The following is a 26,742-nucleotide window of genomic DNA, read 5'->3' as shown; positions in this document are numbered from 1 at the left end:
AATCATGCGGCCCGCGTCCCCGGAAAAGGGCCGCTTGGCCCACGCTGTCGATCTGCTAATCTGCCCTCATATCTGTTGCGGCGGGATCATTTGCCGCCGCCCTTCGTAATGCATAGCAGCCAATAGGGAAACGCAGACATGTCGTCCGATCAACTGACGCGCCGCGGCCTGTTGCAGGGCAGCGCCGTGCTGGCCGCCGCCGCACCCGCTTTATCGGGCGCGCCCGGCGCTGCCGCCGCGCCATCCAAAATCCATGGAGCCAAAGCCATGATGCCGGTGGAACTGACGATCAACGGCCGCGAGGTCCATCTCCAGCTCGATCCCCGCACCACCCTGCTCGACGCGCTGCGCGAGCATCTCAACCTGACCGGCACCAAGAAGGGCTGCGACCATGGCCAGTGCGGCGCCTGCACGGTGATCGTGGAGGGCCGGCGCGTCAACAGCTGCCTGACGCTGGCGGTGATGCATGATGGCGAGAAGGTGACGACGATCGAGGGGCTGGGCACGCCCGAAGCGCTGCACCCGATGCAGAAGGCGTTCATCGTGCATGACGGCTATCAATGCGGTTACTGCACGCCGGGGCAGATTTGTTCGGCCGTGGCGGTGCTGGACGAGATTGCGGCGGGCGTGCCGAGCCATGCCACCGCCGATCTGGACGCGGTGACGCTGACCGACGCCGAACTGCGCGAGCGGATGAGCGGCAATATCTGCCGCTGCGCCGCTTATCCCAACATCATCGCCGCCATGCGCGACGTGGCCGGGGAGGCCAAGGCATGAAGCCCTTCACCTATGAACGCGCGGCCAGCGTGGAGGCGGCGGCCAGATCGGCGGCATCGGTTCAGGGCGCGCGCTTCATCGCGGGCGGCACCAATTTGCTGGACCTGATGAAATTGCAGATCGAAACGCCGACCCATCTGATCGACGTCAACCATCTGGGCCTCGACCGGATCGAGGAAACGGCGCAGGGCGGGCTGCGCATCGGCGCGCTGGTGCGCAATACCGATCTGGCCGCCGACAAGCGGGTGCGGCGCGACTATGGGGTGCTGAGCCGGGCACTGGTGGCGGGCGCATCCGGGCAACTCCGCAACAAGGCGACGACGGGCGGCAACCTGCTGCAACGGACCCGCTGCCCCTATTTTTACGACACCCGCATGCCGTGCAACAAGCGGCAGGCGGGCAGCGGCTGCGGCGCGATGCAGGGGATGAGCCGGAGTCTGGCGATTCTGGGGGTGAGCGACGCATGCATCGCCCAGCATCCCAGCGACATGGCGGTGGCGATGCGGCTGCTGGACAGCGAAGTAGACACTATAGACGCATATGGCGCGAAGCGGTCGATCCCGATCGCGGACTTCCACCTGCTGCCCGGTGAGACACCTCAGAAAGAAACGGCGCTGAAGCCGGGCGAGATAATAACGTCCGTCACCCTGCCCAAGGCGATCGGCGGGACGCATGTCTATCGCAAGGTGCGCGACCGGGCATCCTATGCCTTTGCGCTGGTGTCGGTGGCGGCGATTTTCGGGAAGGACGGCAGCGCGCGCTTCGCCTTTGGCGGGATCGGCGCGAAACCCTGGCGCGTGGCGGCGGCGGATGCGGCGGCAAAGCAGGGCGCAAAGGCGGTGGCGGAAGCGGCGCTGAACGGCGCCCGCACCACCCATCATAATGATTTCAAGAAATTGCTGGTCGAAAGGACTTTGGCGTCGCTCTATCGGCAGCAGGAGGAACGGGCATGAAGTTCGATCAGCCGGCGGGCATCAACCCGATCGACCGGGGCCGGGTGGTCGGCATTCCGCATGACCGGATCGACGGCGCAGCCAAGGTGACGGGCACCGCCCCCTATGCCTATGAACGGCACGACGCCGCCCCCAACGCCGCCTATGGCTGGATCGTGGGCGCGGGCATCGCGAAGGGGCGGATCGCCGCCATGGATATGCGCGCGGCGGAGGCTGCGCCCGGCGTGCTGGCCGTCGTCACCCACGCCAATGCCGGCAAGTTGGGCAAAGGCAGCATGAACACCGCGCCGCTGCTGGGCGGCCCGCAGATCGACCATTATGAGCAGGCGGTGGCGCTGGTCGTCGCCGACACGCTGGAAAATGCGCGCGACGCCGCCAAGCTGGTGCGCATCGATTATGGGACGGACGGCGGCAAGTTCGACCTGAAGGCCGAAAGCATCCGCGGCGTCATGCCACCCGCCATCTTCGGTTCCCCGGCGGATTCGCAGGTCGGCGATTTCGACGGCGGCTTTGCCGCCGCAGCGGTGCAGATCGACCAGCATTACACCACGCCTGACCATAGCCATGCGATGATGGAGCCGCACGCCACCACCGCCGCCTGGAATGGCGACCGGCTGACGCTGTGGACGTCCAACCAGATGATCGACTGGGGCGTGGGCGAAGTGGCCAAGACGCTGGGCATTCCCAAGGATAAGGTGCGGCTGGTGTCGCCCTATATTGGCGGCGGTTTCGGATCGAAGCTGTTCCTGCGCGCCGACGCGCTGCTGGCGGCGCTGGGGGCCAGGAAGGTCGGCCGCCCGGTGAAGGTCGCGATCGCCCGGCACCAGATCCCCAACAACACCACCCATCGCCCCGCCACCATCCAGCGCATCCGCATCGGCGCGGACAAGGATGGCGTGATCGACGCGATCGGCCATGAAGTCTGGTCGGGCGACCTGCCCGGCGGCGGGCCGGAAACCGCCGCGATGCAGACCCGCCTTCTCTATCGCGGGCCGAACCGGATGACGGCGCACCGGCTGGTGACGCTGAACCTGCCCGAAGGCAATGCGATGCGCGCGCCGGGGGAAGCGGTGGGCCTGCTGGCGCTGGAAGTCGCAATGGACGAACTGGCCGAAGCGTGCGGCGTCGACCCGGTGGAACTGCGTATCCGCAACGATGTGCAATATGATCCTGAAGCAGGGCCGCAGCGTCCCTATTCCAGCCGCAAGCTGGTGGAGTGCCTGCGCGCGGGCGCGGATCGGTTCGGCTGGAGCAAGCGCAACCCCAAACCGGGGCAGGTGCGCGACGGGCGCTGGCGCGTCGGCATGGGCGTGGCGGCGGCGTTCCGCAACAATCTGGTAGGCAAATCGGGCGCGCGGATCGGCGTGGACGGCGCGGGCAAGGTGATCGTCGAAACCGACATGACCGACATCGGCACCGGCAGCTACACCATCATCGGCCAGACGGCAGCGGAAATGCTGGGCGTGCCGCTTGAGGCGGTGACGGTGCGGCTGGGCGACAGCCGTTTTCCGGTGTCAGCCGGATCGGGCGGGCAATGGGGTGCGAACAGCTCCACGGCGGGCGTCTATGCCGCCGCCATGGCGTTGCGCGCGAAGCTGGCGGAAAAGGCCGGCTATCCCGCCGATCAGGCGCTGTTCGAGGATGGCCTGATCAAACTCGGCAATCAGTCGCAGACGCTGGCGGCGCTGGCCGGGCGCGATGGGCTGTGGGCGGAAGACAGCATCGAGTTCGGCGACCTCGACACGCGTTATGTTCAGGCGACCTTTGGCGCGCATTTCTGCGAAGTGGGCGTGGATATCGACACGGCCGAAGTGCGCATCCGCCGCATGGGCGGGGCCTTTGCCGCCGGCCGCATCCTGAACCCCAAATCCGCGCGCAGCCAGGTGATCGGCGCGATGACCATGGGCGCGGGATCGGCGCTGATGGAGGCGCTGGACGTGGACACCCGTTTCGGCTTCTTCGTCAATCATGACATGGCCGAATATCTGGTGCCGGTGCATGCCGATATTCCGCCGCAGGACGTGCTGTTCATCGAGGAGCTGGACGACAAAAGCTCCCCGATGAAGGCCAAGGGCGTGGGCGAACTGGGCATATGCGGCGCGGGCGCTGCGGTGGCCAACGCCATCTACAACGCCACCGGCATAAGGCTGCGCGACTATCCACTGACCATCGACAAGCTGCTGAAAGCGCAGGCGGCGTAAAAGCGCCCTTGGCGCATCCGCACCAGCCCACACCCTCACCCGACCACCCATCAGGATATCATGTCTGGGCGGTCGGGTGAGGGTGTGGGCTGGTGCCGCGTCGAAAATGCGCTCTTCCGCGCATTTTCCAAGCAAGCTCGACTCTCCCGACCCAAGGTATAATGGAGCGCCGCCGCCCCCGCCCCTAGCCTTCCCGCCAAAGAATATGGGGAGAGGCTTTGTGAGGATTTTAGCGGCGCTGCTGACGGGGAGCGCGATCGCGCTGGTCGCCGGAACGGCATGGGCGCAGGCGCCGGACGAGGCGGACGGCGTGCGCCAGCCGATCATCGTGACCGCGCCGGGCGGCGCGGTCGATATAGACGATGCGCTGACGCTGACCGCCGCCGACATCAGCCGCACCGGCAGCCCCGATTTCCTGGGCGCGCTGACCCGCAATTTCGCGGGCGTGACGCTTCAGGATGCGCAGAATAATCCCTGGCAGCCCAATCTGGTCTATCGCGGCTTTGTCGCCTCGCCGCTTCAGGGGCAGGCGCAGGGCATCGCCGTCTATCTGGACGGCGCGCGCTTCAACCAGCCCTTTGGCGATACGGTGCAGTTCGACCTGCTGCCCGAAGCTGCGATCCGCAGCGTCAACCTGCTCGACAAGAGCGCCGTTTATGGCCTCAATGCGCTGGGCGGCGCGTTGACGCTGGAAACCAAGACCGGGGCCAGCGATCCGGGGCTGGAGGCCAGCCTGTCGCATGGCCGTTTCGGCATGACCGAGGCGAGCCTGGCCGGCGGCATGGCCTGGGGCGACTGGAGCGCGTTCGGCGCATTCCAATATACCCATGATGATGGCTGGCGCGATCATTCGCCCTCCACCCTCTATAATGGCTATGGCGATGTGGGCTTCGATACGGCGACGGGCGGCCTGCATCTGAAGATCGTGGGCGCGAACACGAACCTGACGGGCAATGGCGTTTCGCCGGTGGAATTGCTGGCGGCGGACCGGCGCGCGGTCTTCACTTGGCCCGACAATAGCCGCAGCCGCTATGGCCGGATCAGCCTGCACCCCTGGGTCGCGCTGTCGGACACCACCCGGATAGAGGGGACGCTCTATGCCCAGAAGCTGACGCTGCGCACCGTCAATGGCGACGCCGCCGACATTGAGGGGTGCGAGGAAGAGGATGATGCGGGCTATGTCTGCCTGGAAAGCGTGGGCGGCGATGACGAGGAGGAAGAACAGGCCGTCCTGACCGACGCCGATGGCAATGCGATCGCCGACACGCTGGGGGGCGAAGGCTATGGCGTGCTCAATCGCGGGCGCACGAATACACGGGCGATGGGCGCGCTGGTGCAACTGATCGACAAGCGGGCGCTGAACGGAGGCGAGAATGTCTTTGCGCTGGGCTTCAGCTATGACAGCAGCCGCACCCGTTTCGACACATCGACCGAACTGGGTGCGCTGACGGAGGATCGCAGCGTCGACGGGCTGGGATCGATCATCGTGCAGGAGGACGGCGCGATCGCGCCGGTCGGCCTCATCGCCCATACCGATTATTGGGGCGTCTTCGCGCAGGACCGGCTGCCGATAACATCGCGCCTGTCGGCCGAAATCGCGCTGCGGTATAACAACGCCCGGATCGTGATGCGCGATCAGATCGGCACCGCGCTCAATGGCCGCCATCACTTCGAGCGGCTCAATCCCGGCATCGAGTTCGACTATGCGCTGTCGGACGCCCTCAGCCTTCGCGCGGGCTATGCCGAAAGCAACCGCGTGCCGACCCCGGCCGAACTATCCTGCGCCGACGAGAACGCACCGTGCAGCCTGACCAATTTCTTCGTCGCCGATCCGCCCTTGAAACAGGTGGTGGCCAAAAGCTGGGAAGCGGGCGCGAAGGGCCATGCGCAAGCCGGCGGCTTCGCCATCGACTGGCTGCTGTCCGCTTACCGCACCGACAATCGCAACGACATTCAATATGTCGCGTCGGAGATTCGCGGCCGCGCCTATTTCCGCAATATCGGCATGACCCGGCGGCAGGGCGTGGAGGCGACGCTGCGCGCCAGCCGGGGCGGCTTCAGTGCGGGTCTCAGCTATGCCTTCACCGATGCCACCTATCGCGCGCCGCTGACCCTTTCCAGCCCGGCCAATCCGACGGCGGATGAGGATGGGCTGATCGCGGTGGAGCGCGGCGACCGGCTGCCGGGCATCCCCGGCACAGCGCCACCATCAGCATCGATTATGCCGGCAAGGGCTGGAGCGTGGGTGGCGATGTGATTGGCCGGTCGGGCCAATATCTGGTCGGCGACGAAGGCAATGACGAAGCGAAGCTGGGCGGCTATGCGGTCGTCAACCTGCGCGCCAGCGTTGATCTCATCAAGGGCGTCAGCCTGTTCGGCACGCTCAGCAACGCCTTTAATCGCCGCTATGCGACCTTCGGCACCTTCAGCGAAGTGGATGAGATCGAGTTGGAGGAAGCGCCCGGCGCCTCCAATCCGCGCGCCTACGGCCCCGGCGCGCCGCGCCGCTGGCAAGTGGGCGTGAAGGCTTCATTCTGACGCGCCTTTCCCCTGGGTGCGCGGCAAGCGATGCTGCGCACCCAGGGGGTCAGCCCGGCACGTCCACCCGCGGCAGCAGCGCGGCCTCCAGCCCCGGATAGAGGTGCGAGACGCTGCGCTGCATTTCGTAACGGGCGGCGGCCATGGTCGCGAAGCGGTCGGGAATGGCGATCTCGCCCGCCTCCACCATGTCGAGGCCATCGCGCACCGCCTGTGTCAGCGTCGCTTCCAGCCAGTCGATCCAGTCCCGCGTCTGGGCAATTGCCGCCGTGCCGCCCGGATCGAACGGACCATGGCCGGGGACGACGCCCTTGTGCCGCAACGTCTTGAGCCGATCCAGACTGACGCGCCATGTCGCCAGATCGGCGGTCGGCGTGCTAGGCGCGCGATCGTGAAAGACCAGATCGCCGCCTAGCAACAGGCCCGTCTGCCCGTCCAGCAGGGCAAGGTCGGCGCTGCTATGCCCCGACAAAGCCAGCAGGGTCAGGCTGCGCCCGCCAAAATCCTCCTGCGCCTGCGTGATCGTCCGCCCAGGCAGGATCAGATCGGTGCCGCGCATCCAGTCGCCCAGCAGCCGGTACATGCCATCGGCATAGCCCTGCCCCTCCGCCCGCAGCGCGTCGATCGTGCCGGGCAGCGCGGCGACGATGGCGGGATCGAAGGCGGCCAGCCCCATGCCATGATCGGGATGGAGATGGCTGACATAGACGCGGATGACGGGCTTGCCGGTCAGTTGTTCGGCCGCCTGCCCCAATGCGCGGGCGTAGCGGACCGACGGGCCGCATTCCCACAGCACGGTTCCGGCTGGCGTGGCGATGATCGCGATATTGGCGATCGCGCCGCCATTGCCCGCCTCGACCGGCTCGTCGGCGCCACGCACCAGCCAGACGCCATCTGCGATCACTTCGGGCGTGATCGCATAGTCGGCGGCATAGGCGGGCGCAGCGGCCAGCGCCGCCATGCCGCCGATCAGGGCGCGTCGCGACAGGATCATCGGCCGGCCGGCATCGGCGACTGGCGCGCCACGGACAGCGCGGCCCGGTAATCGCGGCCATTGGTGTCGTGCGCCAGGATCGTCAGCGCGTCGCCGGCCTTGCCGTCGACCATCAAAGTGATGGCCGGGTCTTCGGCGACAGCGGCCCATATCTCCATCTCGCCCAGCGTCCGGCCGCCCGCATCCTTCACCGCCAGTTCCTCCAGATGATAGGTGGCGATATTGTCGACGAAGCCGGTGTCCATCGGGTGCCGGAAATTCAGGCGCAGGCGGCTCACCCCGTCCGCCATCGGCCAGGCTTCGCCCCGTATCTCGCCCAGATGATCAGCCCAGTCGCCCTTGACCCGGCTGACCGGCGGGGCGGAACAGCCCCCGCCCGCCGCATCGACCCAGCCGCCCGACACCAGCCACTCCCCGCTCGCCAGCTGCACCGCGCCGCGCACCGGCGTCCGCTGGTCCAGCTTGATCCGGGTCGCGACATAGGCGGCGGCATGGGTCGGGCGATAATCGATCGCGATCGGTATGGGGTTCAAATCGACCAGCAGCACGATGCGAGTCACGCCGGGGATCGCGCGGGCATCTATGGCAACGGGGAAGGATCGCTGATTTTCCGCAATCATGGGGAAGTCGACCTTCACCCGCGGATCGAAGCGAACCGGATCGTCGCCGAACAGCGTGCGCGCATGGGCGGCCCACATGGGCGATCCCAGCGGGTCCGCCACTGTCTGAGCAGGCGCTGTCGCCCTGGCATCGGTCGCGACCCATGCCAGGGCGATCGCGACCCAAAGGCTTGCCTGCCTTTGCATTGTCCTTCTCCCTTATGCCGGGGTCTATTCTCCTTTTATGTCGCCTACCATTGGCCCTTGGTCGCATCAGGAGAGAGACATGCGCGCCGTTTTCATCGCAACCTTACTGGCCGCATCCCCCGCACTGGCGCAGGATGCGCTGTTCGATGTGCAGGGCTATCGCATCGCCCATTATCGCGCGCCGGTGCATCAGGCTCCCCCCGGCGTCGGGCGGATCGCGCCAGAAGCGGCCGCCCATTTGCGGCCGGGGCGCGACGCCCTGTTCATCGACGTGCTGCCGGCCGAGGGCGGGCATCGGGAAGCGGACGGACGCTGGCGGCTCGCCGCGCCGCACGACTCGATTCCCGGCGCGCACTGGTTTCCCGAAGCCGGGCGCGGCGTGCTGGCGCCGTGGATCGGCGACGGGTTCCTGCGGGGCGTCGCCCGGCTGACGCGGGGGCGGCGTGACGCAATGCTCATCCTGTTCTGCAAGGCGGATTGCTGGATGGGATGGAATGCGGCCCGCCGGCTGCGCGCGGCGGGCTATCGCAATGTCTGGTGGCTGGCCGAGGGCGTGGATGGCTGGAGCGACCTCAACCGGCCGCTTTCCCGCGTCGAACCCGATAGCGGCGTCGCCCCATAGGACCAAAGGTCAATTGTGCGCGCAGCCCCTGTGGCCGCACTCTCCCCTTAATCCGGCCGAGAAAGCCGTTTGATTCCATGGAGAGTGATTTGACTGACCTGCGTATCCCGGCCGTTCTGCTGACCGCTGCCGCCCTGGCTGTTTCGCTGCCCGCCTGCGCCAAGGACATCGTCGTCCAGATGAAGAATCAGGGCGCCGACGGCACGATGGTGTTCGAGCCCAGCTATATAAAGGCCGCGCCCGGCGACACGATCCGCTTTCAGCCGACCAATCCCAGCCACAATGCCGAAACCATGGCGAACATGCTGCCCGCCGGCGCAACGCCGATGAAGGGCGGCATGAACAAGGAAGCGGTGCTGACCGTCAGCAAGCCCGGCCTCTATGGCATCAAGTGCATGCCCCATTATTCGATGGGCATGGTCGCGCTGGTGCAGGTGGGCAAGGTGACGCCGGCCGACATCGCCGCCGCCAAGGCGGTGAAGCTGCCGCCCTTCGCCGCCAAGCGCATGACCGCCGCCCTCGCCAAGGTGAAATGAGCGCCCAGCCCCCTTTCATTCACAAGGCCCTTTCATTCAGACGCATATCATTCGGGAGTAGAAGCATGTTGCAGCAGGTGATGGAGCGTTTCGCGGGGCAGACGCTGATCCGCGACCAATATGACAATTATATCGGTGGCGAATGGGTCGCGCCGGTGCAGGGCGACTATTTCGACAATATCTCGCCCGTCACCGGTCAGGTGGTCGGCCGGATCGCGCGCGGCACCGCCGCCGACATCGAATTGGCGCTGGATGCCGCGCACAAGGCGAAGGATAGCTGGGGCAAGACCTCCTCGACCGAACGGTCGAACATCCTGCTGAAGATCGCCGACCGGATGGAGGCCAATCTGGACCTCATCGCGATGGCCGAGACGATCGACAATGGCAAGCCGATCCGCGAAACCACCCATGCCGACGTGCCGCTCGCCATCGACCATTTCCGTTACTTCGCCGGCTGCGTCCGCGCGCAGGAAGGGTCGATCAGCGAGATCGACCATGACACGATCGCCTATCATTTCCACGAGCCGCTGGGCGTGGTCGGCCAGATCATCCCGTGGAACTTCCCGATCCTGATGGCGGTGTGGAAACTCGCCCCGGCGCTGGCCGCGGGCAACTGCATCGTCTTGAAGCCCGCCGAACAGACGCCGATGTCGATCCTCGTCCTGCTCGAAGTGATCGGCGACCTGTTGCCGCCCGGCGTGCTCAATGTCGTCAACGGCTTCGGCGTGGAAGCGGGCAAGCCGCTGGCCAGCAACAAGCGGATCAGCAAAATCGCCTTTACCGGCGAAACCACCACCGGCCGCCTGATCATGCAATATGCGTCGGAAAATCTGATCCCGGTCACGCTGGAACTGGGCGGCAAGTCGCCCAACATCTTCTTCGAAGATGTGATGGACGCAGACGATGAGTATTTCGACAAATGCCTTGAGGGCTTTGCGATGTTCGCGCTCAATCAGGGCGAAGTCTGCACCTGCCCCAGCCGCGCGCTGATCCAGGAATCCATCTACGAAAAGTTCATCGAACGCGCCATCGCACGGGTGAAGGCGATCAAGCAGGGCAGTCCGCTGGACCCGTCGACCATGATCGGTGCGCAGGCATCGAACGACCAGCTCGAAAAGATCCTCTCCTATATCGAGATCGGCCTGAACGAAGGCGCGCAGCTGCTGACCGGCGGCGAACGCGCCAGCCTCGATGGCGAACTGGCCGATGGTTATTATGTGACCCCGACCGTGCTGAAGGGCCACAACAAGATGCGCATCTTCCAGGAGGAAATTTTCGGCCCGGTTCTGGCCGTCACCACCTTCAAGGACGAAGCCGAAGCGCTCGCCATCGCCAATGACACGCTCTATGGACTGGGCGCCGGCGTATGGACCCGCGATGGAACCCGCGCCTATCGCATGGGCCGTGGCATTCAGGCCGGTCGCGTCTGGACCAACTGCTATCACGCTTACCCCGCCCATGCGGCGTTCGGCGGGTACAAGCAGTCGGGCATCGGCCGTGAAAACCACAAGATGATGCTCGACCATTATCAGCAGACCAAGAATCTGCTGGTCAGCTACAGCCCCAAGGCGCTCGGCTTCTTCTAAGCGGGGGCTGCGAACAGTCGAAGGCGCTCTCCTCTCCAAATACGCCTTCGACGGCGGCGGGCATCATTTTCCCCGATGCCCGCCGCATCGTCGTTTTTCAGGAGGATGATCATGACGGCCCTTCCCCCCCGCATATTGGCCACGCCTGAAGCGCAAGCGCTGATGCACCTGCTGGCCCGGAAGCACGGCCCGCTGATGTTCCACCAGTCGGGCGGCTGTTGCGACGGGTCTGCGCCCATGTGCTTCCCGCGCGGCGAGTTCAGGGTGGGCGCGCAGGATGTGCTGCTGGGTCATGTGGCGGGCGACATTCCCGTGTGGATCGGCGCGGCGCAGTTCGAATATTGGCGCCATACGCAGGTGACGATCGACGTCGTGCCGGGACGTGGCGCGGGCATGTCGCTGGAAAGCCCGGAAGGCGTGCGCTTCATCGTCCGCTCGCGCATCTTCACCGACGACGAAAATGCTCTGCTGGAGGCGGCGGGCGACCCGCTACGCGGGGATGCCGTAACGGGATAGATGCACCATTTCCAAGGATGACAAGCGAAGGCAAGGCGGTGCATAACCCTGAAAAATCAGGCCGGAAAAATTAGGGTAGCCGCGGGGAGAGGGACATGACCATGCTAGCGTCGGAGATCGGCTTTGCGTCGAGCCACTCGCCGGACCCGGCGGTGGCGATGGCCGATGTCGCGCGGCAATTGGGGGACGCGCCGCTGGCCGGCATGCTGCTCTTCTGCTCCCATCGTTTCGACCGGGATGCGCTGGCCCGCGCGGTCAATCGCCATAGCGAAAATGTCGTCGCCATCGGTTGCACCAGCTCGGGCGAACTGACCGAGGCGGGCTATGACGAGGATAGCCTCAGCGTCATCGGCTTCCCGGCGGACGGCTTCCACCTCGTCTCCCATATCTTCGATGATATTGATGCGTTCGATCCGGTAGCCGCGCGGGAGGATATTCGCGCGCTGGCGGCGATTGCCGATCGCGACAGCCGGCATCTGGGCGACCATGTCAATCATGTCGCCCTGTTCCTGGTCGATGGCCTGTCGCATCGCGAGGAATTGCTGACCATGACGATGCAGGACGCGCTGGGCGACATTCCGCTGATCGGCGGATCGTCCGGCGATGGCCTCGCCTTCCGCGAAACGGCGATCTTTCAAGGCGGGCGTTTCCATCGACGCGCGGCGGTGATCGCCATCCTGTCCACCGCCCGGCCGGTCCATGTGTTCAAGGCGCAGCATTATCGCCCCGGCGCGGCCAAGATGGTCGTGACCGGCGCCATCCCGCAGGACCGGATCGTGACGGAAATCAACGCCGAACCGGCGGCGCAGGAATATTTGCGGCTGGCGGGCCATGCCGGCGAGGAACTGGGGCTGGCCTTTTATGCCGCGCATCCGCCGATGGTGCGGGCGGGCGGCGACTATCATGTCCGGTCGATCCAGAGCGCCAATGCGGACGGCAGCCTGACCTTCTATTGCGCGATCGACGAAGGCATCGTGCTGACCGTGGGCGAGCCGGTGGACCGGATCGCGGGCATGGAGGCGATGTTCACCGACATCGCCGCCCATGTCGGCACCGTCGACCGCATCATCGCCTTCGACTGCGTGCTCAACCGCATTGATGCGGAACGGCGGCAGATTGGCCGGGCCGTTTCCGAACTTTATGGCCGCCATCGGGTGATCGGCTTCAACACCTATGGCGAGCAATATCACGCCCTGCACGTCAACCAGACCTTCAGCGGGCTTGCGATCGGGCGATGAGCGACGTCGCGCTCCCCGCCGCACAAAGCGACAGCGAACTGGACAGTTTGCGCGAGGAGGTGCGCAAGCTGCGCAAGATCAACGCCGCGCTGATCGACCGGGTCGAACGGTCGAGCGACATGGCCGGCAACGCCTTTTCCATGTTCGAAACCGCGATCACGCTGGAAGCGATGGTGCGCGAACGGACGATGGAGCTGGAGGATGCGCTGGGCCGGCTGGCCAAGGCCAATGCCGATCTGGCCGAAGCCCATGATACGGCCGAAGCCGCGCAGATCCGCCTGCGCGACGCGATCGCATCGATCAACGAAGGCTTCGTGCTGTTCGACGCCGACGACCGGCTGGTGCTGTTCAACGAAGCCTATCTGGGCTTCTGGCCGGAAATCGCCGATCAGGTGCGCGAAGGCCTGTCTTTCGAAGAAGTGGCGCGGCTGGCCGCCGCCTATCACCAGCCTTTGGGATCGGTGGTGGCGCCCGACCGCTGGGTGTCGGACCGGCTGGCGCGGCACAGCGTCGCCGATGGCGGCCATGTGCAGGCGCTGGCCGACGGGCGGTGGGTGCAGATCAACGAACTGCGCACCAGCGAGGGCGGCATCGTCGGCATCTATACCGACATTACCGAGGTGAAGGCGGAGGATGCGCGCGACCGGGCGCTGGAGCTGGCCGAGCGCAATCTGGTGTTGCAGGCGACGCTGGACAATCTGTCCGAAGGCGTGTGCCTGTTCGACGCGCAGGGGCGGGTCGCGGCCTGGAACGAAGCGTTGCAGCATCTGCTGGGCCTGCCCGACGACTGGGCGCAGGAGAGCGGCACCCATGCCGCGCTGGTGACATTGTGCCGCGATCGGCTGGGCATGGCGGATCAGGGATGCCTGGACTGGCGCGGCCATGGCCAGCGATCCGATTCGATGCATGCGCTGGTCCGGGCGGGGGAGCGCAGTTTTGAACTGCGCAGCACCGCGCTGGAACGGGGCGGACAGGTGATCGGCTTCACCGACGTCACCGACATGCTGCGCGCGCAGGCGAGCTTGCAGGAAACGGCGGAAAATCTGGAGCGGCGGGTGGCCGACCGCACGGCGGAGCTGCGCGCCGAAGTGGCGGAACGGCGCGAGATTGAGGGCCAGTTGCGCGACGCCAAGACGGCGGCGGAAAAGGCGAACCTGTCCAAGACCAGCTTTCTGGCGGCGGCGAGCCATGACCTGTTGCAACCGCTGAACGCCGCGCGGCTGTTCGTCGCGGCGCTGGGCGACCGGCGGCTGGCGCTGCCGACCCGCGCACTGGTCAACCAGACGTCGACCGCGCTCGATTCAGTGGAGGATCTGCTGGAAGCGCTGCTGGAGATCAGCCGGCTCGACGCGGGCGCGATCCAGCCGGAGATTGGCGACTTCCGGCTCGATACTTTGCTCGGCACGTTGCGGGTCGAATTTGCGCCGGTCGCGCGCGCGGCAGGACTGACCCTGCATATCGCCAGCGATCCGATCTGGATCCGGTCCGACATCAGGCTGGTGCGCCGCATCTTGCAGAATTTCCTGTCCAACGCGCTGCGCTATACCCAGCGCGGATCGGTAACGGTCGTTTGTCAGGCGGATGTGCAAGGCGTCAGGGTGAGCGTCACCGACAGCGGCCCTGGCATCGCGCCCGACAAGCAGGCTTTGGTGTTCGAGGAGTTTCGCCGGCTCGATACGCGGACCAGTGGCAAGGGGCTGGGCCTCGCCATCGTCAGGCGGGCGAGCGACATGCTGGGCCATCGGGTGACGCTGGAATCGGTTCCGGGCAAGGGGGCGACCTTCGCGATCGACCTGCCGATGGGAGAGCCGGTGGCGGAACAGGCGAACGGATGGGACACGCCCGGCCGCGACCGCACGATGCGCGGCCTCAACATTCTGGTAATCGACAATGAACGGGCGATCCAGACGGGGATGCGGACGCTGCTGGGCGGATGGGGATGCACGGTGCAGACGGCGGGCGGCTTTGCCGAGGCGGCCGGCCTGTTCGCCGCTGGGCTGGCGCCCGACATCATCCTGATCGACTATCACCTGAACGATGGCGAGACGGGCGAAGCGACGCTGGCGCAGCTGCGCGATCATTTCGGCGCGGCGGTGCCCGCGATCATGATCTCCGCCGACCGGGGCAAGGAGTTGAAGGCGCGGCTGGACGCGCAGGGCACGCCCCTGCTCAACAAGCCGGTCAAGCCCGCGCAATTGCGGGCATTGTTGCGCACCATGCTGAAATAGCGCGGGCTTGGCCCTGCCCCGCGCGGACGTTAAGGTCGGCTGCACAAGGGGGCGACGCGATGCACGCAATGCAAATGTTCGAACTGGTGATCGCCATGCTGCTGGCGATCATCCTGCTGCATTATGCTGCGCACAAACTGAGCCTGCCGCCGGCGGTCGCGCTGCTGGCTGGCGGCGCGCTGTTCGCTTTCGTGCCCGGATTGCCGGTGATTGCGCTCGACCCCGAACTGGTGCTGGTGATCTTTCTGCCGCCGCTGCTGATGGACGGGGCATGGTTCATCGCGCTGCGCCACCTGCATCGCCATATGCTGGGGATCATCGGGCTGGCGATCGGCGCGGTCATCTTTACCACGGTGATCGTGGCGGTGGTGACGCACTGGCTGGCGCCGTCGCTGCCCTGGGCCGCCTGCGCGGCGCTGGGCGCGATCGTGTCGCCGCCTGACGCCGTATCCGCGCGCGCCGTGCTGCAACGCGTGCATCTGCCCCGCCGCCTGTCGATCCTGCTGGAGGGCGAAAGCCTGTTCAACGACGCCAGCGGCCTCGTCCTCTTCCGCTTCGCCATCGCGGCGGGGGTGACGGGGGCGTTCAGCATGGTCGATGCGCTGGAAAGCTTTGCGCTGCTGGCGATCGGCGGCGCGGTCGTCGGCGCGCTGGTGGGCGCGGCCTGGGTGCTGCTGGTGCCCCGGCTCAACGACAAATATCTGATGATCGCCTCCTCGCTGCTGGCGCCATGGGCGTCCTATCTGCTGGCGGAAAGCGGGCATCTGTCGGGCGTGATCGCGACCGTCACCACCGGCCTCATCTGCGGCTGGTATCAGCATATCGTCTTTTCCGCCGAAGTGCGGATGAACGGCACCGCCTTCTGGGCCGTGATGATCTTCCTGATGGAGGCGTTCGTCTTCCTGCTGATCGGATCATCGCTGCGCGGCGTGATCGACCGGGTCGGCGGCTTCGACGTGGTGCTGCACGAGATGGCGGGGCCGGTGCTGGCCATATTGGCGGCGCTCACGCTGGCGCGGTTCCTCTGGGTGTTCGGCGCCGACGCCGTGATCCACGCCCTGCGCGCCGCCGGGATACGCCGCTATACGCCGATCGGCGCGCGGGCGGCCACGGTGCTGGGCTGGGCCGGGATGCGCGGCGTGGTGACGCTGGCGGTGGCGCTGAGCGTGCCGGAGGATTTCCCGGCCGCGACTTCATATTGGTGGCCGCCTTCGCCGTCATCATCGGCACGGTGCTGGTGCAGGGGACGACGCTGGGCATGGTGATCCGGCTGGTGAAGCTGGAGGAGCCGGAGGGCGATCGCGCGCGCATGACGATGAGCGAGGCGGAAGCGGCGATGGCGCAGGCCCAGCTGAAAATTGTCGAAATTCATGCCCATGACGAGGACGGCAATGTGATCCATCCGCGCCTGCTGGACCGTTATCGCCGCCATGCGACCCTGTCAGCCACTTATGCAGGACAGGAGGAGGAACATGCCGAAACGCTGCACGCGCATTTCGACCTGATCCTGAAGGCGGTGGCGGCGGGCCGGATCGAGTTGCTGCGGCTGCACCGCAATGGCGACATTGACGAAGAGACGCTCCACGAACTGGAGCGCGATCTGGATCTGGAGGAACTGAGCGCGCTGGCCGCCAAGGCATAATAAAACCAAGGAGGGCCGCCTTACTCCTCGCCGAAATGCACCCGGTTGGCCTTGATCACCGCCTGCGTGCGGCTGAGCACGCCCAGCTTTTGCAGGATCGCCGATACATGCGCCTTGATCGTGGTCATCGACACGTTGAGGTCGTGCGCGATCTGCTTGTTGAGGCGGCCATTGACCAGATGGCCCAGCACCGTCTTCTGCTGCGGCGTCAGGCTGTCGATACGGCGGGCGATGTCATCTTCCTCGGCTGAGGGCGCAGCGCCCTCCCCCATGGTTTCGGGCAGGTAGATTTCGCCCGACACGACCCGGTGCAGCGCATCGACGATGGCGCTGCGCTTCAATGATTTGGGAATGAAGCCGGCGGCGCCGGCGGCGAGCGCTTCCTGCACGATGGCGCGATCAAATGCGCCCGACACCATGACGACGGGCAGGATCGGAAAACGATCGCGCAGCAGCTTCAGGCCGTCGAGCCGGCGCACGTCGGGAATATTGAGGTCGAGCAGGATCAGGTCGAAATTATCCTGCTTTTCCAGCGTGGCGACGGCCTCATCCAGACCGGCCGCCTCGAAAATCTCGATATTGTCGAAACTGATCGCGATCACGCTGCGCAAACCGTCACGCACCAGGGGATGATCATCGATGATCAGCACCCGCTCCATAATCGCATCCCCGCCCATATAATGGCCCATATCATGCCCCTGCATCGGATGGTCGGTCAAGTCATGGGACGCGGCAAAACGCATTGCGCCGGGCGGGATGGCCGGGGCCGATTGCGTATGATGTCCGCGTCCCATGACGATCATTGTCTTTGGTCCTTGTCTCTGGTGGCAATGCGCGCAAGACCGGCATCGGCCCTGCGCGCGTCACCCCTTATTTCGGCAGCTTGAACACCCAGAGCGCGCCGCCCTGATTGATGTCCTTGAACGATTTGGCGACTTCGCCGCCCCACAGCGGCACCGCGCCGCCCCAGCCGGACATCACCGCCACATATTGTTCGCCATCCTGTTCCCAGGTGACGGGCGATCCGACCACGCCGGACCCGGTCTGGAACTTCCACAATTCCTGGCCCGTCTTGGCGTCGAACGCCTTGAGGAAACCTTCGGGCGTGCCGGTGAAGACAAGGTTGCCGCCAGTGGTCAGAACGCCGCCCCAGAGCGGCGCCTTGTTCTTATATTCCCACATGATCTTGCCGGTCTTTGGGTCCATCGCGCGCAGCACGCCGATATGATCGTCGGCAATCGGCTTGATGGTGAAGCCCGCACCCAGATAGGCCGCGCCCTTCTTGTAGGCGATCGGCTCGTTCCAGATGTCCATGCCCCAGTCGTTGGACGGGATGTAGAACAGGCCCGTATCCTGGCTGTAGGCCATGGGCATCCAGTTCTTGCCGCCCAGGAAGGAGGGCGAGGCGAAGACCGGCTTGCCCTTGCCCTCGCCGGGGGCTGGCGGACGGCCTTCGGGAATATAGTTGGGCTTGCCATTCTTGTTGAAGCCATTGGCCCAGGTCGTCTGCGCCACGAACTTGCTGGCGCTGATGAACTTGCCGTTGGTGCGATCGAGCACGAAGAAATAGCCGTTGCGGTCGGCCTTTGCGCCCAGCTTCATCGGCTTGCCGTTGACCGTGGCGTCGAAGGGAATGAACTCATTCACGCCGTCGAAATCCCAGCCGTCATGCGGCGTGGTCTGGAAATGCCATTTGATGACGCCGGTGTCCGGATCGATCGCCAGGGTGGAGGCGGTGTAGAGATTGTCGCCGGGACGCAGATGGCTGTTCCAGGGCGCGGGATTGCCGGTGCCGAAGAAAAGCAGGTTGGTTTCCGGGTCATAGGTGCCGCCCAGCCAGGTCGCGCCGCCGCCGCTTTTCCACAGGTCGCCCGGCCAGCTGGCGTTGAGCTTGCCGGTGATGCCATTATCCTTGCCCTTGAGCGTGCCCATATGGCCTTCGATCACGGGACGATGCCAGATCAGTTCGCCGGTATTGACGTCTCTGGCTTCCACGGCCCCCACTACGCCAAATTCGCCGCCCGAATTGCCGGTGATGACCATGCCCTTGACGATCAGGGGCGCGGCGGTGGCGCTGTAGCCTTCCTTATAGTCGGCAATCTGCTTGTTCCAGATCACCTTGCCGGTGTTGCGGTTGAGCGCCACGAGGCGCGCGTCCAGCGTGGCGAAGATGATCTTGTCGCCATAGATGGCTGCGCCGCGATTGACGACGTCGCAGCAGGGCATGATGCCGTCGGGCAGGCGGGCGTCATATTGCCATTTTTCCTCGCCGGTGCGGGCGTCGAACGCGAAGACGCGCGAATAGCTGCCCGTCACATAGATGGTGCCGTCATAGACGATCGGCTGCGCTTCCTGACCGCGCTGCTTTTCGCCGCCCAGCGATGCAGCAAAAGCGGGCACCAGTTTCGACACATTGCTCGAATCGATCGCCTTGAGCGAACTGAAGCGATGCGCCTGAGGCCCCATGCCATAGGTCAGTACGTCGCCGGTCGACGCCGCGTCGTTCATCAGATCCGCATCGGTTGGCCCTTCGGCCAGCAACGGCGCCGCAGCGACCGCCAGCGACAGTGCGGCAGCGCCCGACAGCGCCCGCATCATCGGTCCTTTCATAACCATCCTCCCTATTAAAACGGGCGCTCTACGCCCCCCGTTTGCGTGCAGACTATGCCACCCCGACAAAGCGGCAATTGAACCTTTGGTCGGCCCTTCACCCCGCCGCCTGCGCTGGCGTCCAGGTGACGCCATAGCGGGCGAACAGCGCCTTCATTTCGCCGCTGGTCGCCATGGCGGTGACGATTTCCTCCACCGCGTCGCCCAGCGTGCGGCTATTTTCCTTGACCGCCATGCCGATGTCCCAGCCGGGCGAAGCGAAGGCGGGCAATGGTCCCTTGCGCCAGGTCAGAGGCGGTCCGCCGGCGCGGCGGGCCGCCTCCTCTATCTGGGCGCGGCTGGCCAGCACGGCGTCGGCCTTGCCCGCCAGAGTGGCGGCCACCGCGTCCGATCCGGTCGGATAATGAGTGACGTCCTTGGCCAGCACGCCGCCGAAGCTGCCGATCAGGTAGAAATCGGGAATGGAGTCCAGCTCGACAGCCAGCCGGCGGCCTTTCCACTCGGTCGGCATCGCCTCCACCGCCATGCCGCCCGCGCCGGCGAGGCCAAAGCTTTCGCGATAATAAGGCGCGACGATCGCGACCTGATCGTTACGCGATGCAAAGGTCCGGTCGAAGGGAACATGCAGCATGATGTCGCCGGGCGTGAAGCCCAGCAGTCCGCCCTTCCACACGCCATTGCGCAGGTCATCGTCGGCGCTTTCGTCCGCGACCAGCTGGGCGACATCGGCGCGCACGCCCAGCTTCGTGGCGATCGCCTGCGCCAGATCGGCGTCCAGCCCAATGAGCTTGTCGCCCTCCTCCCAGGACCATGGGCGGTTATTCTGATAGACGACCACCCGGATGGCGCCCAGCGCCTTGACCTTGGCGAGCGGGGCGGCGCTGAGGCCGCCGGGCATCAAGCCCAGCGCCAGCGCCGCCCCCGCCCCGCCGATCAGCCCCCGCCGCGAGAGCATGGCGATCAGCCCTGGAACTTGGTTTCGAGCCAGGCGCGGATGGCCCAGCCGGCCTTCTGCCCCAGCACATCGCCGAACGGCGGCATATAGACTTTGCCGTCATGGCTGGAACCGTGGCGGAAGCGTTCGGCGAACCACTGGTCGCCCGATTCGCCCTGTTCCAGATAGCGCAGGTCCGGCGCGATGCCGCCGCTCTCCGCGTCCAGGCCGTGGCAGCGGGCGCAATTCTGGCCATAGGCCGACTGGCCGATCTCGATCGCCTTGGCATTGCCGCTATAGGGATTCTTCTCCAGCCAGGCGTCGCCGATTTCCGGCAATGCCGACGTATCCACCGCCTGCGGCGTCACATCGCCATGCGCCATCAATGCACTTGTCGCGGTCATGCCCAGTACAGCCATGGCACCCAGCAACGCGACCCTACCCAAATTCATCATTATATCCTCACCCGGTCGGTTTTCCCCTGATGCGTCCGAGTGTAGGCAAGCGCGCGCCGCGCCCCCATTGGCCATTGGTACAATCCCGTAGAGACAGGGCTGCGGATAGACCCTTGGGACAAGAATAGGGGCAGGGAGAGGAAGAGACGATGAAGCGGATAATGATGGCCGGGCTGATGCTGATGCCGGCCGCAGCGCAGGCCGAAACCCTCTATGTCTCCAACGAGCGGGGCGACAGCGTCAGCGTGATCGACGCGGCGTCGGGCGCGGTGCGCGCGACATGGAAGGTCGGCGGCCGGCCGCGCGGCATCACCGTGTCAAAGGATGGGCGCTACATTTATCTCTGCGCCAGTCTGGACCATGCGGTGCAGGTGATCGACCGGGCGACCGGCGCGGTGGTGGCCGAACTGCCATCGGGGCAAGACCCCGAGCAATTCTTCCTGTCGCGCGACGGCAAGACTTTGTTCGTCGCCAATGAGGATGACGCCGCGCTGACCGCGATTGATCTGGCCAGCAAGAGCGTCGCCTATCAGGTCGATGTCGGCGGCGAGCCGGAGGGGGTGGCGCAAAGCCCGGACGGCAAATGGGTGGCCGTCACGTCCGAGGAGGATAATGTCGTCAACTGGATCGATGTGGGGAGCAGGGCGATGGTCGCCGAAACGCCGGTCGACCTGCGCCCCCGCCATGTCGAATTTACCGGCGACGGCAAGAGCTTGTGGGTCGCGGCGGAGGTGGGCGGCACGGTGCAGATCGTCGACACCGCCAGCCGGCACGTGACCGAGACGCTGCACTTCGCCATCCCCGGCATCCCCGACCATCGCATCCTGCCCTGCGGCATCCGCTTCACGCCCGATGGCAGGACGGCGGTGATCGCGCTGGGCCGGGCCGATCATGTCGCCATCATCGATGTGGCGAGCCGCAAGGTGCGGGCCTATGTGCCGGTGGGCAAGCGCGTCTGGCATGTCGCGATCAGCGCGGACGGCGCCCACGCCTACAGCGCCAATGGCCTTTCGGACAATGTGTCGGTGATCGATCTGGCCAAGGCGCAGGTGACCGGCACCATCGCGGTCGGCGCAGCGCCGTGGGGTATAGCGATCGCGCCCTGATGATCCGCCTGCCCGAAGGGAGGAGAACCTAAGTCCAATTTCTCCCCCTTCCCTTCCGCAGCACTCTCCGCCCCAGCCGGAGACAAGCCGGCGCGAAGACAGGGAGGATGATATGAAGGGGACGTTGCGCCTGATGAGCGCGGCTGGAGCGCTGATGCTCGCCGCCACCGCAGCGCCGGCCATGGCCGGCACCACCGCGGACCTGCTGAAACGGCTGCACGAAAAGGGCATCCTGACCGACGACGAATATCAGGAACTGGTGAAAGGGCAGGCGACCGAAACCGCGCAGGCCGCCGCGCCCGCTCCGGCGGTGACGCCGGACGCATCGGGCGGCGCGGGCTATGTGCGGATGACCGATAGCGGCGTTGGCCTTCAGGTTGGCGATGTGACGCTGAAATTCTCCGGCTCCGTCAATGGCTTCTATGTCCATGACAATGGCGATACGCCCAGCGCCACTACGGCGGTAACAGGTGGCGTCGCCACGGTGGGCGGCAACAGTTCCGCGGTGCGCAACGGCCTGCTGCCCGGCTTCCTGAAGGTCGAGGCATCGACCAGCCTGGACGGATGGGACGTTGGCGCGCATTTCGGCATGTATCCGGGCATCAATTCGGTCAGCTATGTCGGTGGCGGCGCGAACAGCGGCGGCAATCCCCGCGCGCTCCAGACCGCCGGCATCGATTTCCGCCAGACCTATCTGACCTTCGGCCGCGCCGGCTTTGGCGAAGTGAAGATCGGCCGCGACATCGGCCTGTTCCAGTCGGAATCGATCCTGAACGACATCACATTGCTGTCGTCGGGCACCCCGGCGGGCAATGTCGCCCCGTCCAACACGACGCTGGGGCGGATCGGCACCGGCTATATCTACACCGATTTCCAGCCGCAGATCACCTACACCACGCCCAGCTTCAGCGGCTTTACCGCCAGCATCGGCATATTCGAGCCGTTATCGTCGCTCACCGGGCCGGAGGAAGCGAACAAGCAACCCGGCTTCCAGGCCAAGTTCGTCTATGATGGCAAGTTCGGCGACCTCGCGACGCGCCTTTGGGCGTCGGGCATTTCGCAAAAGCATAATGTCATCGCCGGGCCGGACTATACCGGCTGGGGCTGGGACGCGGGCGCCAAGGTCACGTTCGGCCCGGTCACTTTGGTCGGCACCTATTATGACGCATCGGGCCTGGGCACGACGGCGCTCAACCTGTTCGACACCGATGGCCTGGGCAACCGGCGCGACAGCCATGGCTTCTATCTGCAAGGGCTGACGACCTTCGGCAAATTCTCGGTCGGGGGCAGTTATGGCGAAAGCAACCTTGACTATGCCAATGCGGCCGATGCGCTGGCCAACCCGACGCTGGTCGACAAGAATAGCAGCTGGGTCGGGCAGGTCCGCTATGGCCTCAACAGCTGGGTGACGTTGCTGGGCGAATATGTCAGCACCACGTCGAAGGCGCATAACGGCAACAAGGCGACGTCCGACGCCATTGCCGCAGGCGCGATCCTGTTCTTCTGACCGAAGGAACAATGTCACGGGGCGGGGGCCGTATCCTAATAGGGTGCGGCCCCTTTCCATTTGCAAAAGGCAAGGAAAATAGAGAGAGGGGCGTCGAGGGGATCGCTTCATGAAACGCTATTTTTTGCCTGCCGTCCTGCTGACCGTTCCGACCATCGCACTGGCGCAGGCGCCGGAGGAGGCGGCCGGCGATTCGACCATCATCGTCACCGGCGCGGGGCTGGCGTTGCCGCCCGGAACGCCGGCCTATGGATCGGTCGTGATCGACCGGCAGCGCCTGCTGGACAGCGCATCGGGCCGGATCGAAAGCGTGCTGGGCGATGTCGCCGGGTTTCAGCAGTTCCGCCGCTCGGACAGCCGGTCGTCCAACCCGTCCAATCAGGGCGCGACCTTGCGCGCGCTGGGCGGCAATGCGTCCAGCCGCACGCTGATGCTGCTGGACGGCGTGCCGGTCGCCGATCCCTTTTTCGGCTATATCCCGTTCAGCGCGCTGGCGCCTGATCGCCTGTCCGTCGTGCGTGTGACGCGCGGCGGGGGCATCGGCGCCTTCGGATCGGGCGCGGTGGCCGGCACGATCGAAATGGCCAGCGCGACGCGCGACCAGTTGCCCGACTTTTCCGCCAGCGCCCTTTACGGCAGCCGTGATGCGACCGAACTGTCCGCCGGGCTGACGCAGGATCTGGGCGGCGGCTATGTCTCGCTGTCGGGCCGGTGGGACCGGGGCGACGGCTTCCAGACCACGCCAAAGGACCAGCGCGTCGCCGCCACCGTGCCGGCCGCCTATGATGGCTGGTCGACCAATGTGCGCGCGGTCGCGCCGATCAGCGCCACGTCGGAACTGCAATTTCGCGCCACCCTGTTCGAGGATAATCGCACGCTGCGGTTCGCCGGCGCGGACAGCATGAGCCAGGGGCAGGACGCCAGCATCCGCTATATCAATCGCGGGCCGTGGCAGGTGGATGCGCTGGCCTATATCCAGGCGCGCAACTTCTCCAACATCGTCATCTCCTCCTCCAGCTTCCGCAAGTCGCTGGACCAGCGCAACACGCCGTCCACCGGCATTGGCGGCAAGATTGAGCTGCGCCCGCCCGTGGGCGACGCCCATATGCTGCGGCTGGGCGTCGACACGCGCTTTGCCACCGGCGACATGTATGAGGACGCCTATAACGCCAATGTCGCGGCCAACCCCCGCACCTTCCTGCGCCATGCCGGCGGCGACCAGTGGACCACGGGCTTCTTTGTCGAGGATGACTGGACCATTGGCGATCTGGTGCTGACCGGCGGCGGGCGCGCCGATCGCTGGTCGATCCGCAACGGCTTCTACCATCAGGTCAGCGCCACGACTGGCGCGACCACGGGCAGCGACTATGCCGACCGATCGGACTGGGAATTTTCCGGTCGGGTGGGCGCGCTCTATCAGGCCAGCGACGCGATCGCGCTGCGGGCCTCGGCCTATAGCGGCTTTCGCCTGCCCACGCTCAACGAACTTTATCGCCCGTTCGTGGTGTTCCCGATCACGACGCGCGCCAACGACGCGCTCACCCCGGAAAAGCTGAAGGGCGCTGAGGCCGGCATCGACCTGACGCCGGCAAAGGGCGTCACCCTGTCCGCCACCGCCTTCTACAACCGGCTGGACGACGCGATCGCCAATGTGACGATCGACGCGACTACGCGTCAGCGGCGCAATGTGAACCGCATCGTCGCCAAGGGCGTGGAACTGACGGCGGCGGCCAGGCTGGGCGACATCACCCTGTCGGCCTCTTACGCCTATAGCCATAGCCGGGTCGATGCGCCGGGCGCCGCCTTTGACGGCCTGCGCCCCGCCCAGACCCCCAGCCACGCCGCCAGTGCGACGATCGCCTATGCCCCGGCGTCCGGCCCGACGCTGTCGACCACGCTGCGCTATGTCGCCAAACAATATGAGGATGATCTGCAAAGCGACGTGCTGCCCGATGCGCTGACGCTCGACGCCATCGCCCGCCTGCCGATCGGCCATGGCGTCAGCATCGTGGCGCGCGGCGAAAATCTGTTCGACGAAACGGTCGTGACGCGCAATGCGGGCGGATCGATGGATCTGGGCACGCCGCGGACCTTGTGGATCGGCGTCAGCTTCGGGGGCTGATGCGTTGACGGCGATACTGATTGCGGCGGCCCTGCTGACGGCAAACATCATCGCCTTCACCCTGTTCGGCCTGGACAAAAGGCGCGCCCGGATGGGTTTGCGCCGCTTGTCCGAACGCAGTCTGCTGCTCTGGGCGCTGGCGGGCGGCACGCCCGGCGCCTTCCTTGGCCGCCATGTCTTTCGCCACAAGACGCGCAAACAGCCCTTTTCGACCCTGCTCTGGCTGATCGCAGCGGCGCAGGCAGCGGGCGTCGCCGTCCTGATACTGCTTTGATGACCGGGCTATGACCGCAGGCGCAGTCAGCGGACCCCAATGGACTGATCGATTATCATGGCGGAGACCAGCGGAAAGAAACGCGCTATAGCACTAACTCCTTGCTCTTCTTGTCCTTCGGGCCTTTGAATGTCGTCCATGCGCTCCTCCATGCTCTTTCCCTGGCGCTATGGCATGTTCCTGGCGCTGCTTGCCCTGATCGCGCCGCTGTTGCTGATCCTGCCCTGGCATGAAGCGGTGATGGCCGGGTTCGATGCCGCAGCGATCGCCTTCATGGCGTCGGTAGTGCCGCTGATCGATGCGAACCCGGACTCAATGCGGCGCAAGGCGCTGGCGAACGACGCCAATCGTGGATTGATGCTGCTGCTGACGGGCATCGTCAGTTTAGTGATCTTGGTCGCGGTGGGCGTGGCGACCAGCCAGCATGGTGGGCCGGACGCAATCAGCATCGCGCTGTTGCTGGCGACCCTGCTGATCGCCTGGCTCTTTTCCAACCTCGTCTATGCGATGCATTATGCCCATATCTTCTACCTGCCCGGGCGCGCGGGCAAGGACCGGGGCGGGCTGGATTTCCCGGATACGCACGAACCGGGCTATTGGGATTTCCTCTATTTCGCCTTCACGCTGGGCATGACGTTCCAGACGTCGGACGTGTCGATCGGGTCGACGGCGATGCGCCGGACGGTGCTGTTCCAGTGCCTCGCCGCGTTCCTGTTCAACCTTGGCATCCTGGCCTTCACCATCAATGTGCTGGGCGGATCAGGCGGCTGATTCCCAGCGGTCCGGGCCATCCTTGCCGCTATCATCGCCCGCATCGTCGCGCAGCACGGCCAGCGCTTCCCACCATGATTCCTCGGGCTGGCGAAAGGCGGCCAGATGGCCGTGCCGCGGCCGCGCGCACCAGATCCGCCCCTTGCGATAGAAATGCCAGCGCGAATCGCAATTGAGCGGCACCTGCTCGAAACCGGGCTGCCCATCGGCGGGATCATCGACCTGTCGCAATTGTCCGGGCACCTCACGGACGCTGCCATCGGGAAACTGCACGGCGATGGACATGGACTATTTCCTCTTATCAGGCCCGCTCGGCTTCCATAACG

General features: G+C 65.6%; 23 protein-coding genes and 1 pseudogene. 17 read left to right on the top strand and 7 right to left on the bottom strand.

What is annotated here, in order from left to right:
- The first annotated feature begins 138 nt into the window (after positions 1–138).
- The 4 genes and pseudogenes from paoA (at position 139) to ACFOKF_RS02680 (ending at position 6,469) form a co-directional block, all read left to right on the top strand.
- Positions 139–777 (top strand): aldehyde dehydrogenase iron-sulfur subunit PaoA, encoded by a 639-nt coding sequence (gene paoA, locus ACFOKF_RS02695; RefSeq protein WP_380792876.1) that lies wholly within the window; start codon positions 139–141, stop codon positions 775–777.
- The gene (locus ACFOKF_RS02690; protein WP_380792874.1) at positions 774–1,730 is read left to right on the top strand and encodes an FAD binding domain-containing protein; all 957 of its coding nucleotides are present in this window, start codon (positions 774–776) and stop codon (positions 1,728–1,730) included. The genes paoA and ACFOKF_RS02690 overlap by 4 nt, the downstream gene beginning before the upstream one ends.
- The gene (gene paoC, locus ACFOKF_RS02685; RefSeq protein ID WP_380792873.1) at positions 1,727–3,931 is read left to right on the top strand and encodes an aldehyde oxidoreductase molybdenum-binding subunit PaoC; all 2,205 of its coding nucleotides are present in this window, start codon (positions 1,727–1,729) and stop codon (positions 3,929–3,931) included. The genes ACFOKF_RS02690 and paoC overlap by 4 nt, the downstream gene beginning before the upstream one ends.
- Positions 3,932–4,136: 205 nt before the next feature.
- Positions 4,137–6,469, top strand: a pseudogene (locus ACFOKF_RS02680) (TonB-dependent receptor).
- Between the two features lie 49 nt (positions 6,470–6,518).
- Here the strand turns inward: ACFOKF_RS02680 and ACFOKF_RS02675 are convergent.
- Both ACFOKF_RS02675 and ACFOKF_RS02670 read right to left on the bottom strand, forming a co-directional pair.
- Complete coding sequence (locus tag ACFOKF_RS02675) at positions 6,519–7,463, bottom strand: quinoprotein relay system zinc metallohydrolase 1 (protein WP_380792871.1); 945 nt, start codon at positions 7,461–7,463, stop codon at positions 6,519–6,521.
- Positions 7,460–8,269, bottom strand: a complete 810-nt coding sequence (locus ACFOKF_RS02670) for a quinoprotein dehydrogenase-associated SoxYZ-like carrier (protein WP_380792869.1) — start codon at positions 8,267–8,269, stop codon at positions 7,460–7,462. The genes ACFOKF_RS02675 and ACFOKF_RS02670 overlap by 4 nt, the downstream gene beginning before the upstream one ends.
- A gap of 79 nt (positions 8,270–8,348) precedes the next feature.
- On the opposite strand from ACFOKF_RS02670, the gene ACFOKF_RS02665 reads away from it, so the two are divergent.
- From ACFOKF_RS02665 to ACFOKF_RS02630, 8 genes are all read left to right on the top strand, one after another.
- Positions 8,349–8,891 (top strand): rhodanese-like domain-containing protein, encoded by a 543-nt coding sequence (locus tag ACFOKF_RS02665; RefSeq protein WP_380792867.1) that lies wholly within the window; start codon positions 8,349–8,351, stop codon positions 8,889–8,891.
- Between the two features lie 77 nt (positions 8,892–8,968).
- Positions 8,969–9,427, top strand: a complete 459-nt coding sequence (locus ACFOKF_RS02660; protein ID WP_380792865.1) for a pseudoazurin — start codon at positions 8,969–8,971, stop codon at positions 9,425–9,427.
- 65 nt (positions 9,428–9,492) lie between these two features.
- On the top strand, positions 9,493–11,013 hold the full coding sequence (adh, locus tag ACFOKF_RS02655) for an aldehyde dehydrogenase (protein ID WP_380792863.1): 1,521 nt from the start codon (positions 9,493–9,495) through the stop codon (positions 11,011–11,013).
- A gap of 111 nt (positions 11,014–11,124) precedes the next feature.
- The gene (locus tag ACFOKF_RS02650; protein WP_380792862.1) at positions 11,125–11,529 is read left to right on the top strand and encodes a DUF779 domain-containing protein; all 405 of its coding nucleotides are present in this window, start codon (positions 11,125–11,127) and stop codon (positions 11,527–11,529) included.
- 95 nt (positions 11,530–11,624) lie between these two features.
- Positions 11,625–12,767: an FIST N-terminal domain-containing protein gene (locus tag ACFOKF_RS02645; protein WP_380792860.1), complete on the top strand. Its 1,143-nt coding sequence runs from the start codon at positions 11,625–11,627 to the stop codon at positions 12,765–12,767.
- Positions 12,764–14,995 (top strand): hybrid sensor histidine kinase/response regulator, encoded by a 2,232-nt coding sequence (locus tag ACFOKF_RS02640; RefSeq protein WP_380792859.1) that lies wholly within the window; start codon positions 12,764–12,766, stop codon positions 14,993–14,995. The genes ACFOKF_RS02645 and ACFOKF_RS02640 overlap by 4 nt, the downstream gene beginning before the upstream one ends.
- 59 nt (positions 14,996–15,054) lie before the next feature.
- Positions 15,055–16,260: a cation:proton antiporter gene (locus tag ACFOKF_RS02635; protein WP_380792858.1), complete on the top strand. Its 1,206-nt coding sequence runs from the start codon at positions 15,055–15,057 to the stop codon at positions 16,258–16,260.
- On the top strand, positions 16,197–16,637 hold the full coding sequence (locus ACFOKF_RS02630; protein ID WP_380792856.1) for a hypothetical protein: 441 nt from the start codon (positions 16,197–16,199) through the stop codon (positions 16,635–16,637). The genes ACFOKF_RS02635 and ACFOKF_RS02630 overlap by 64 nt, the downstream gene beginning before the upstream one ends.
- A 20-nt stretch (positions 16,638–16,657) precedes the next feature.
- On the opposite strand, the gene ACFOKF_RS02625 is transcribed toward ACFOKF_RS02630, so the two are convergent.
- From ACFOKF_RS02625 to pedF, 4 genes are all read right to left on the bottom strand, one after another.
- Complete coding sequence (locus ACFOKF_RS02625) at positions 16,658–17,440, bottom strand: response regulator (protein ID WP_380792854.1); 783 nt, start codon at positions 17,438–17,440, stop codon at positions 16,658–16,660.
- Between the two features lie 67 nt (positions 17,441–17,507).
- A complete protein-coding gene (locus ACFOKF_RS02620) occupies positions 17,508–19,247 on the bottom strand; it encodes a methanol/ethanol family PQQ-dependent dehydrogenase (RefSeq protein WP_380792852.1) in 1,740 nt (579 codons plus the stop codon).
- Positions 19,248–19,344: 97 nt separating this feature from the next.
- Positions 19,345–20,202 carry a substrate-binding periplasmic protein gene (locus ACFOKF_RS02615; RefSeq protein ID WP_380792850.1) on the bottom strand — a complete coding sequence of 286 codons (858 nt, stop codon included), beginning with the start codon at positions 20,200–20,202 and terminating at the stop codon, positions 19,345–19,347.
- A 5-nt stretch (positions 20,203–20,207) separates the two neighbouring features.
- Positions 20,208–20,633 carry a cytochrome c-550 PedF gene (gene pedF / locus ACFOKF_RS02610; protein ID WP_380797618.1) on the bottom strand — a complete coding sequence of 142 codons (426 nt, stop codon included), beginning with the start codon at positions 20,631–20,633 and terminating at the stop codon, positions 20,208–20,210.
- Positions 20,634–20,785: 152 nt separating this feature from the next.
- Between pedF and ACFOKF_RS02605 the strand changes: the two genes are divergently transcribed.
- The 5 genes from ACFOKF_RS02605 (at position 20,786) to ACFOKF_RS02585 (ending at position 26,416) form a co-directional block, all read left to right on the top strand.
- Positions 20,786–21,742, top strand: a complete 957-nt coding sequence (locus ACFOKF_RS02605) for a PQQ-dependent catabolism-associated beta-propeller protein (protein ID WP_380792848.1) — start codon at positions 20,786–20,788, stop codon at positions 21,740–21,742.
- A gap of 112 nt (positions 21,743–21,854) precedes the next feature.
- Complete coding sequence (locus ACFOKF_RS02600) at positions 21,855–23,249, top strand: porin (protein WP_380792846.1); 1,395 nt, start codon at positions 21,855–21,857, stop codon at positions 23,247–23,249.
- A gap of 109 nt (positions 23,250–23,358) precedes the next feature.
- Positions 23,359–25,371, top strand: a complete 2,013-nt coding sequence (locus tag ACFOKF_RS02595) for a TonB-dependent receptor plug domain-containing protein (RefSeq protein WP_380792844.1) — start codon at positions 23,359–23,361, stop codon at positions 25,369–25,371.
- A 4-nt stretch (positions 25,372–25,375) separates the two neighbouring features.
- Positions 25,376–25,645, top strand: a complete 270-nt coding sequence (locus ACFOKF_RS02590; protein WP_380792842.1) for a DUF1294 domain-containing protein — start codon at positions 25,376–25,378, stop codon at positions 25,643–25,645.
- Between the two features lie 138 nt (positions 25,646–25,783).
- A complete protein-coding gene (locus ACFOKF_RS02585) occupies positions 25,784–26,416 on the top strand; it encodes a DUF1345 domain-containing protein (protein ID WP_380797617.1) in 633 nt (210 codons plus the stop codon).
- Here ACFOKF_RS02585 and ACFOKF_RS02580 read toward each other — a convergent pair.
- Entirely contained in the window at positions 26,405–26,701 is a 297-nt protein-coding gene (locus ACFOKF_RS02580) for a hypothetical protein (protein ID WP_380792841.1), read from the bottom strand. The two genes, ACFOKF_RS02585 and ACFOKF_RS02580, sit on opposite strands and share 12 nt — an antisense overlap.
- Positions 26,702–26,742: the final 41 nt, after the last annotated feature.

It is taken from the genome of Sphingobium rhizovicinum, from assembly GCF_042647625.1.
Classification (GTDB): domain Bacteria; phylum Pseudomonadota; class Alphaproteobacteria; order Sphingomonadales; family Sphingomonadaceae; genus Sphingobium; species Sphingobium rhizovicinum.
Note: the sequence above shows the minus strand (reverse complement) of the source record. Positions and strands in the feature narration are given on the sequence as shown.

What these genes read in the sequence shown, in the direction of transcription:
- paoA (WP_380792876.1), top strand. Translation starts at nt 139, where the DNA reads ATGTCGTCCGATCAACTGACGCGCCGCGGCCTGTTGCAGGGCAGCGCC.
- ACFOKF_RS02690 (WP_380792874.1), top strand. Translation starts at nt 774, where the DNA reads ATGAAGCCCTTCACCTATGAACGCGCGGCCAGCGTGGAGGCGGCGGCC.
- paoC (WP_380792873.1), top strand. Translation starts at nt 1,727, where the DNA reads ATGAAGTTCGATCAGCCGGCGGGCATCAACCCGATCGACCGGGGCCGG.
- ACFOKF_RS02675 (WP_380792871.1), bottom strand. Translation starts at nt 7,463, where the DNA reads ATGATCCTGTCGCGACGCGCCCTGATCGGCGGCATGGCGGCGCTGGCC.
- ACFOKF_RS02670 (WP_380792869.1), bottom strand. Translation starts at nt 8,269, where the DNA reads ATGCAAAGGCAGGCAAGCCTTTGGGTCGCGATCGCCCTGGCATGGGTC.
- ACFOKF_RS02665 (WP_380792867.1), top strand. Translation starts at nt 8,349, where the DNA reads ATGCGCGCCGTTTTCATCGCAACCTTACTGGCCGCATCCCCCGCACTG.
- ACFOKF_RS02660 (WP_380792865.1), top strand. Translation starts at nt 8,969, where the DNA reads ATGGAGAGTGATTTGACTGACCTGCGTATCCCGGCCGTTCTGCTGACC.
- adh (WP_380792863.1), top strand. Translation starts at nt 9,493, where the DNA reads ATGTTGCAGCAGGTGATGGAGCGTTTCGCGGGGCAGACGCTGATCCGC.
- ACFOKF_RS02650 (WP_380792862.1), top strand. Translation starts at nt 11,125, where the DNA reads ATGACGGCCCTTCCCCCCCGCATATTGGCCACGCCTGAAGCGCAAGCG.
- ACFOKF_RS02645 (WP_380792860.1), top strand. Translation starts at nt 11,625, where the DNA reads ATGACCATGCTAGCGTCGGAGATCGGCTTTGCGTCGAGCCACTCGCCG.
- ACFOKF_RS02640 (WP_380792859.1), top strand. Translation starts at nt 12,764, where the DNA reads ATGAGCGACGTCGCGCTCCCCGCCGCACAAAGCGACAGCGAACTGGAC.
- ACFOKF_RS02635 (WP_380792858.1), top strand. Translation starts at nt 15,055, where the DNA reads ATGCACGCAATGCAAATGTTCGAACTGGTGATCGCCATGCTGCTGGCG.
- ACFOKF_RS02625 (WP_380792854.1), bottom strand. Translation starts at nt 17,440, where the DNA reads ATGATCGTCATGGGACGCGGACATCATACGCAATCGGCCCCGGCCATC.
- ACFOKF_RS02620 (WP_380792852.1), bottom strand. Translation starts at nt 19,247, where the DNA reads ATGAAAGGACCGATGATGCGGGCGCTGTCGGGCGCTGCCGCACTGTCG.
- ACFOKF_RS02615 (WP_380792850.1), bottom strand. Translation starts at nt 20,202, where the DNA reads ATGCTCTCGCGGCGGGGGCTGATCGGCGGGGCGGGGGCGGCGCTGGCG.
- pedF (WP_380797618.1), bottom strand. Translation starts at nt 20,633, where the DNA reads ATGAATTTGGGTAGGGTCGCGTTGCTGGGTGCCATGGCTGTACTGGGC.
- ACFOKF_RS02605 (WP_380792848.1), top strand. Translation starts at nt 20,786, where the DNA reads ATGAAGCGGATAATGATGGCCGGGCTGATGCTGATGCCGGCCGCAGCG.
- ACFOKF_RS02600 (WP_380792846.1), top strand. Translation starts at nt 21,855, where the DNA reads ATGAAGGGGACGTTGCGCCTGATGAGCGCGGCTGGAGCGCTGATGCTC.
- ACFOKF_RS02595 (WP_380792844.1), top strand. Translation starts at nt 23,359, where the DNA reads ATGAAACGCTATTTTTTGCCTGCCGTCCTGCTGACCGTTCCGACCATC.
- ACFOKF_RS02585 (WP_380797617.1), top strand. Translation starts at nt 25,784, where the DNA reads ATGCGCTCCTCCATGCTCTTTCCCTGGCGCTATGGCATGTTCCTGGCG.
- ACFOKF_RS02580 (WP_380792841.1), bottom strand. Translation starts at nt 26,701, where the DNA reads ATGTCCATCGCCGTGCAGTTTCCCGATGGCAGCGTCCGTGAGGTGCCC.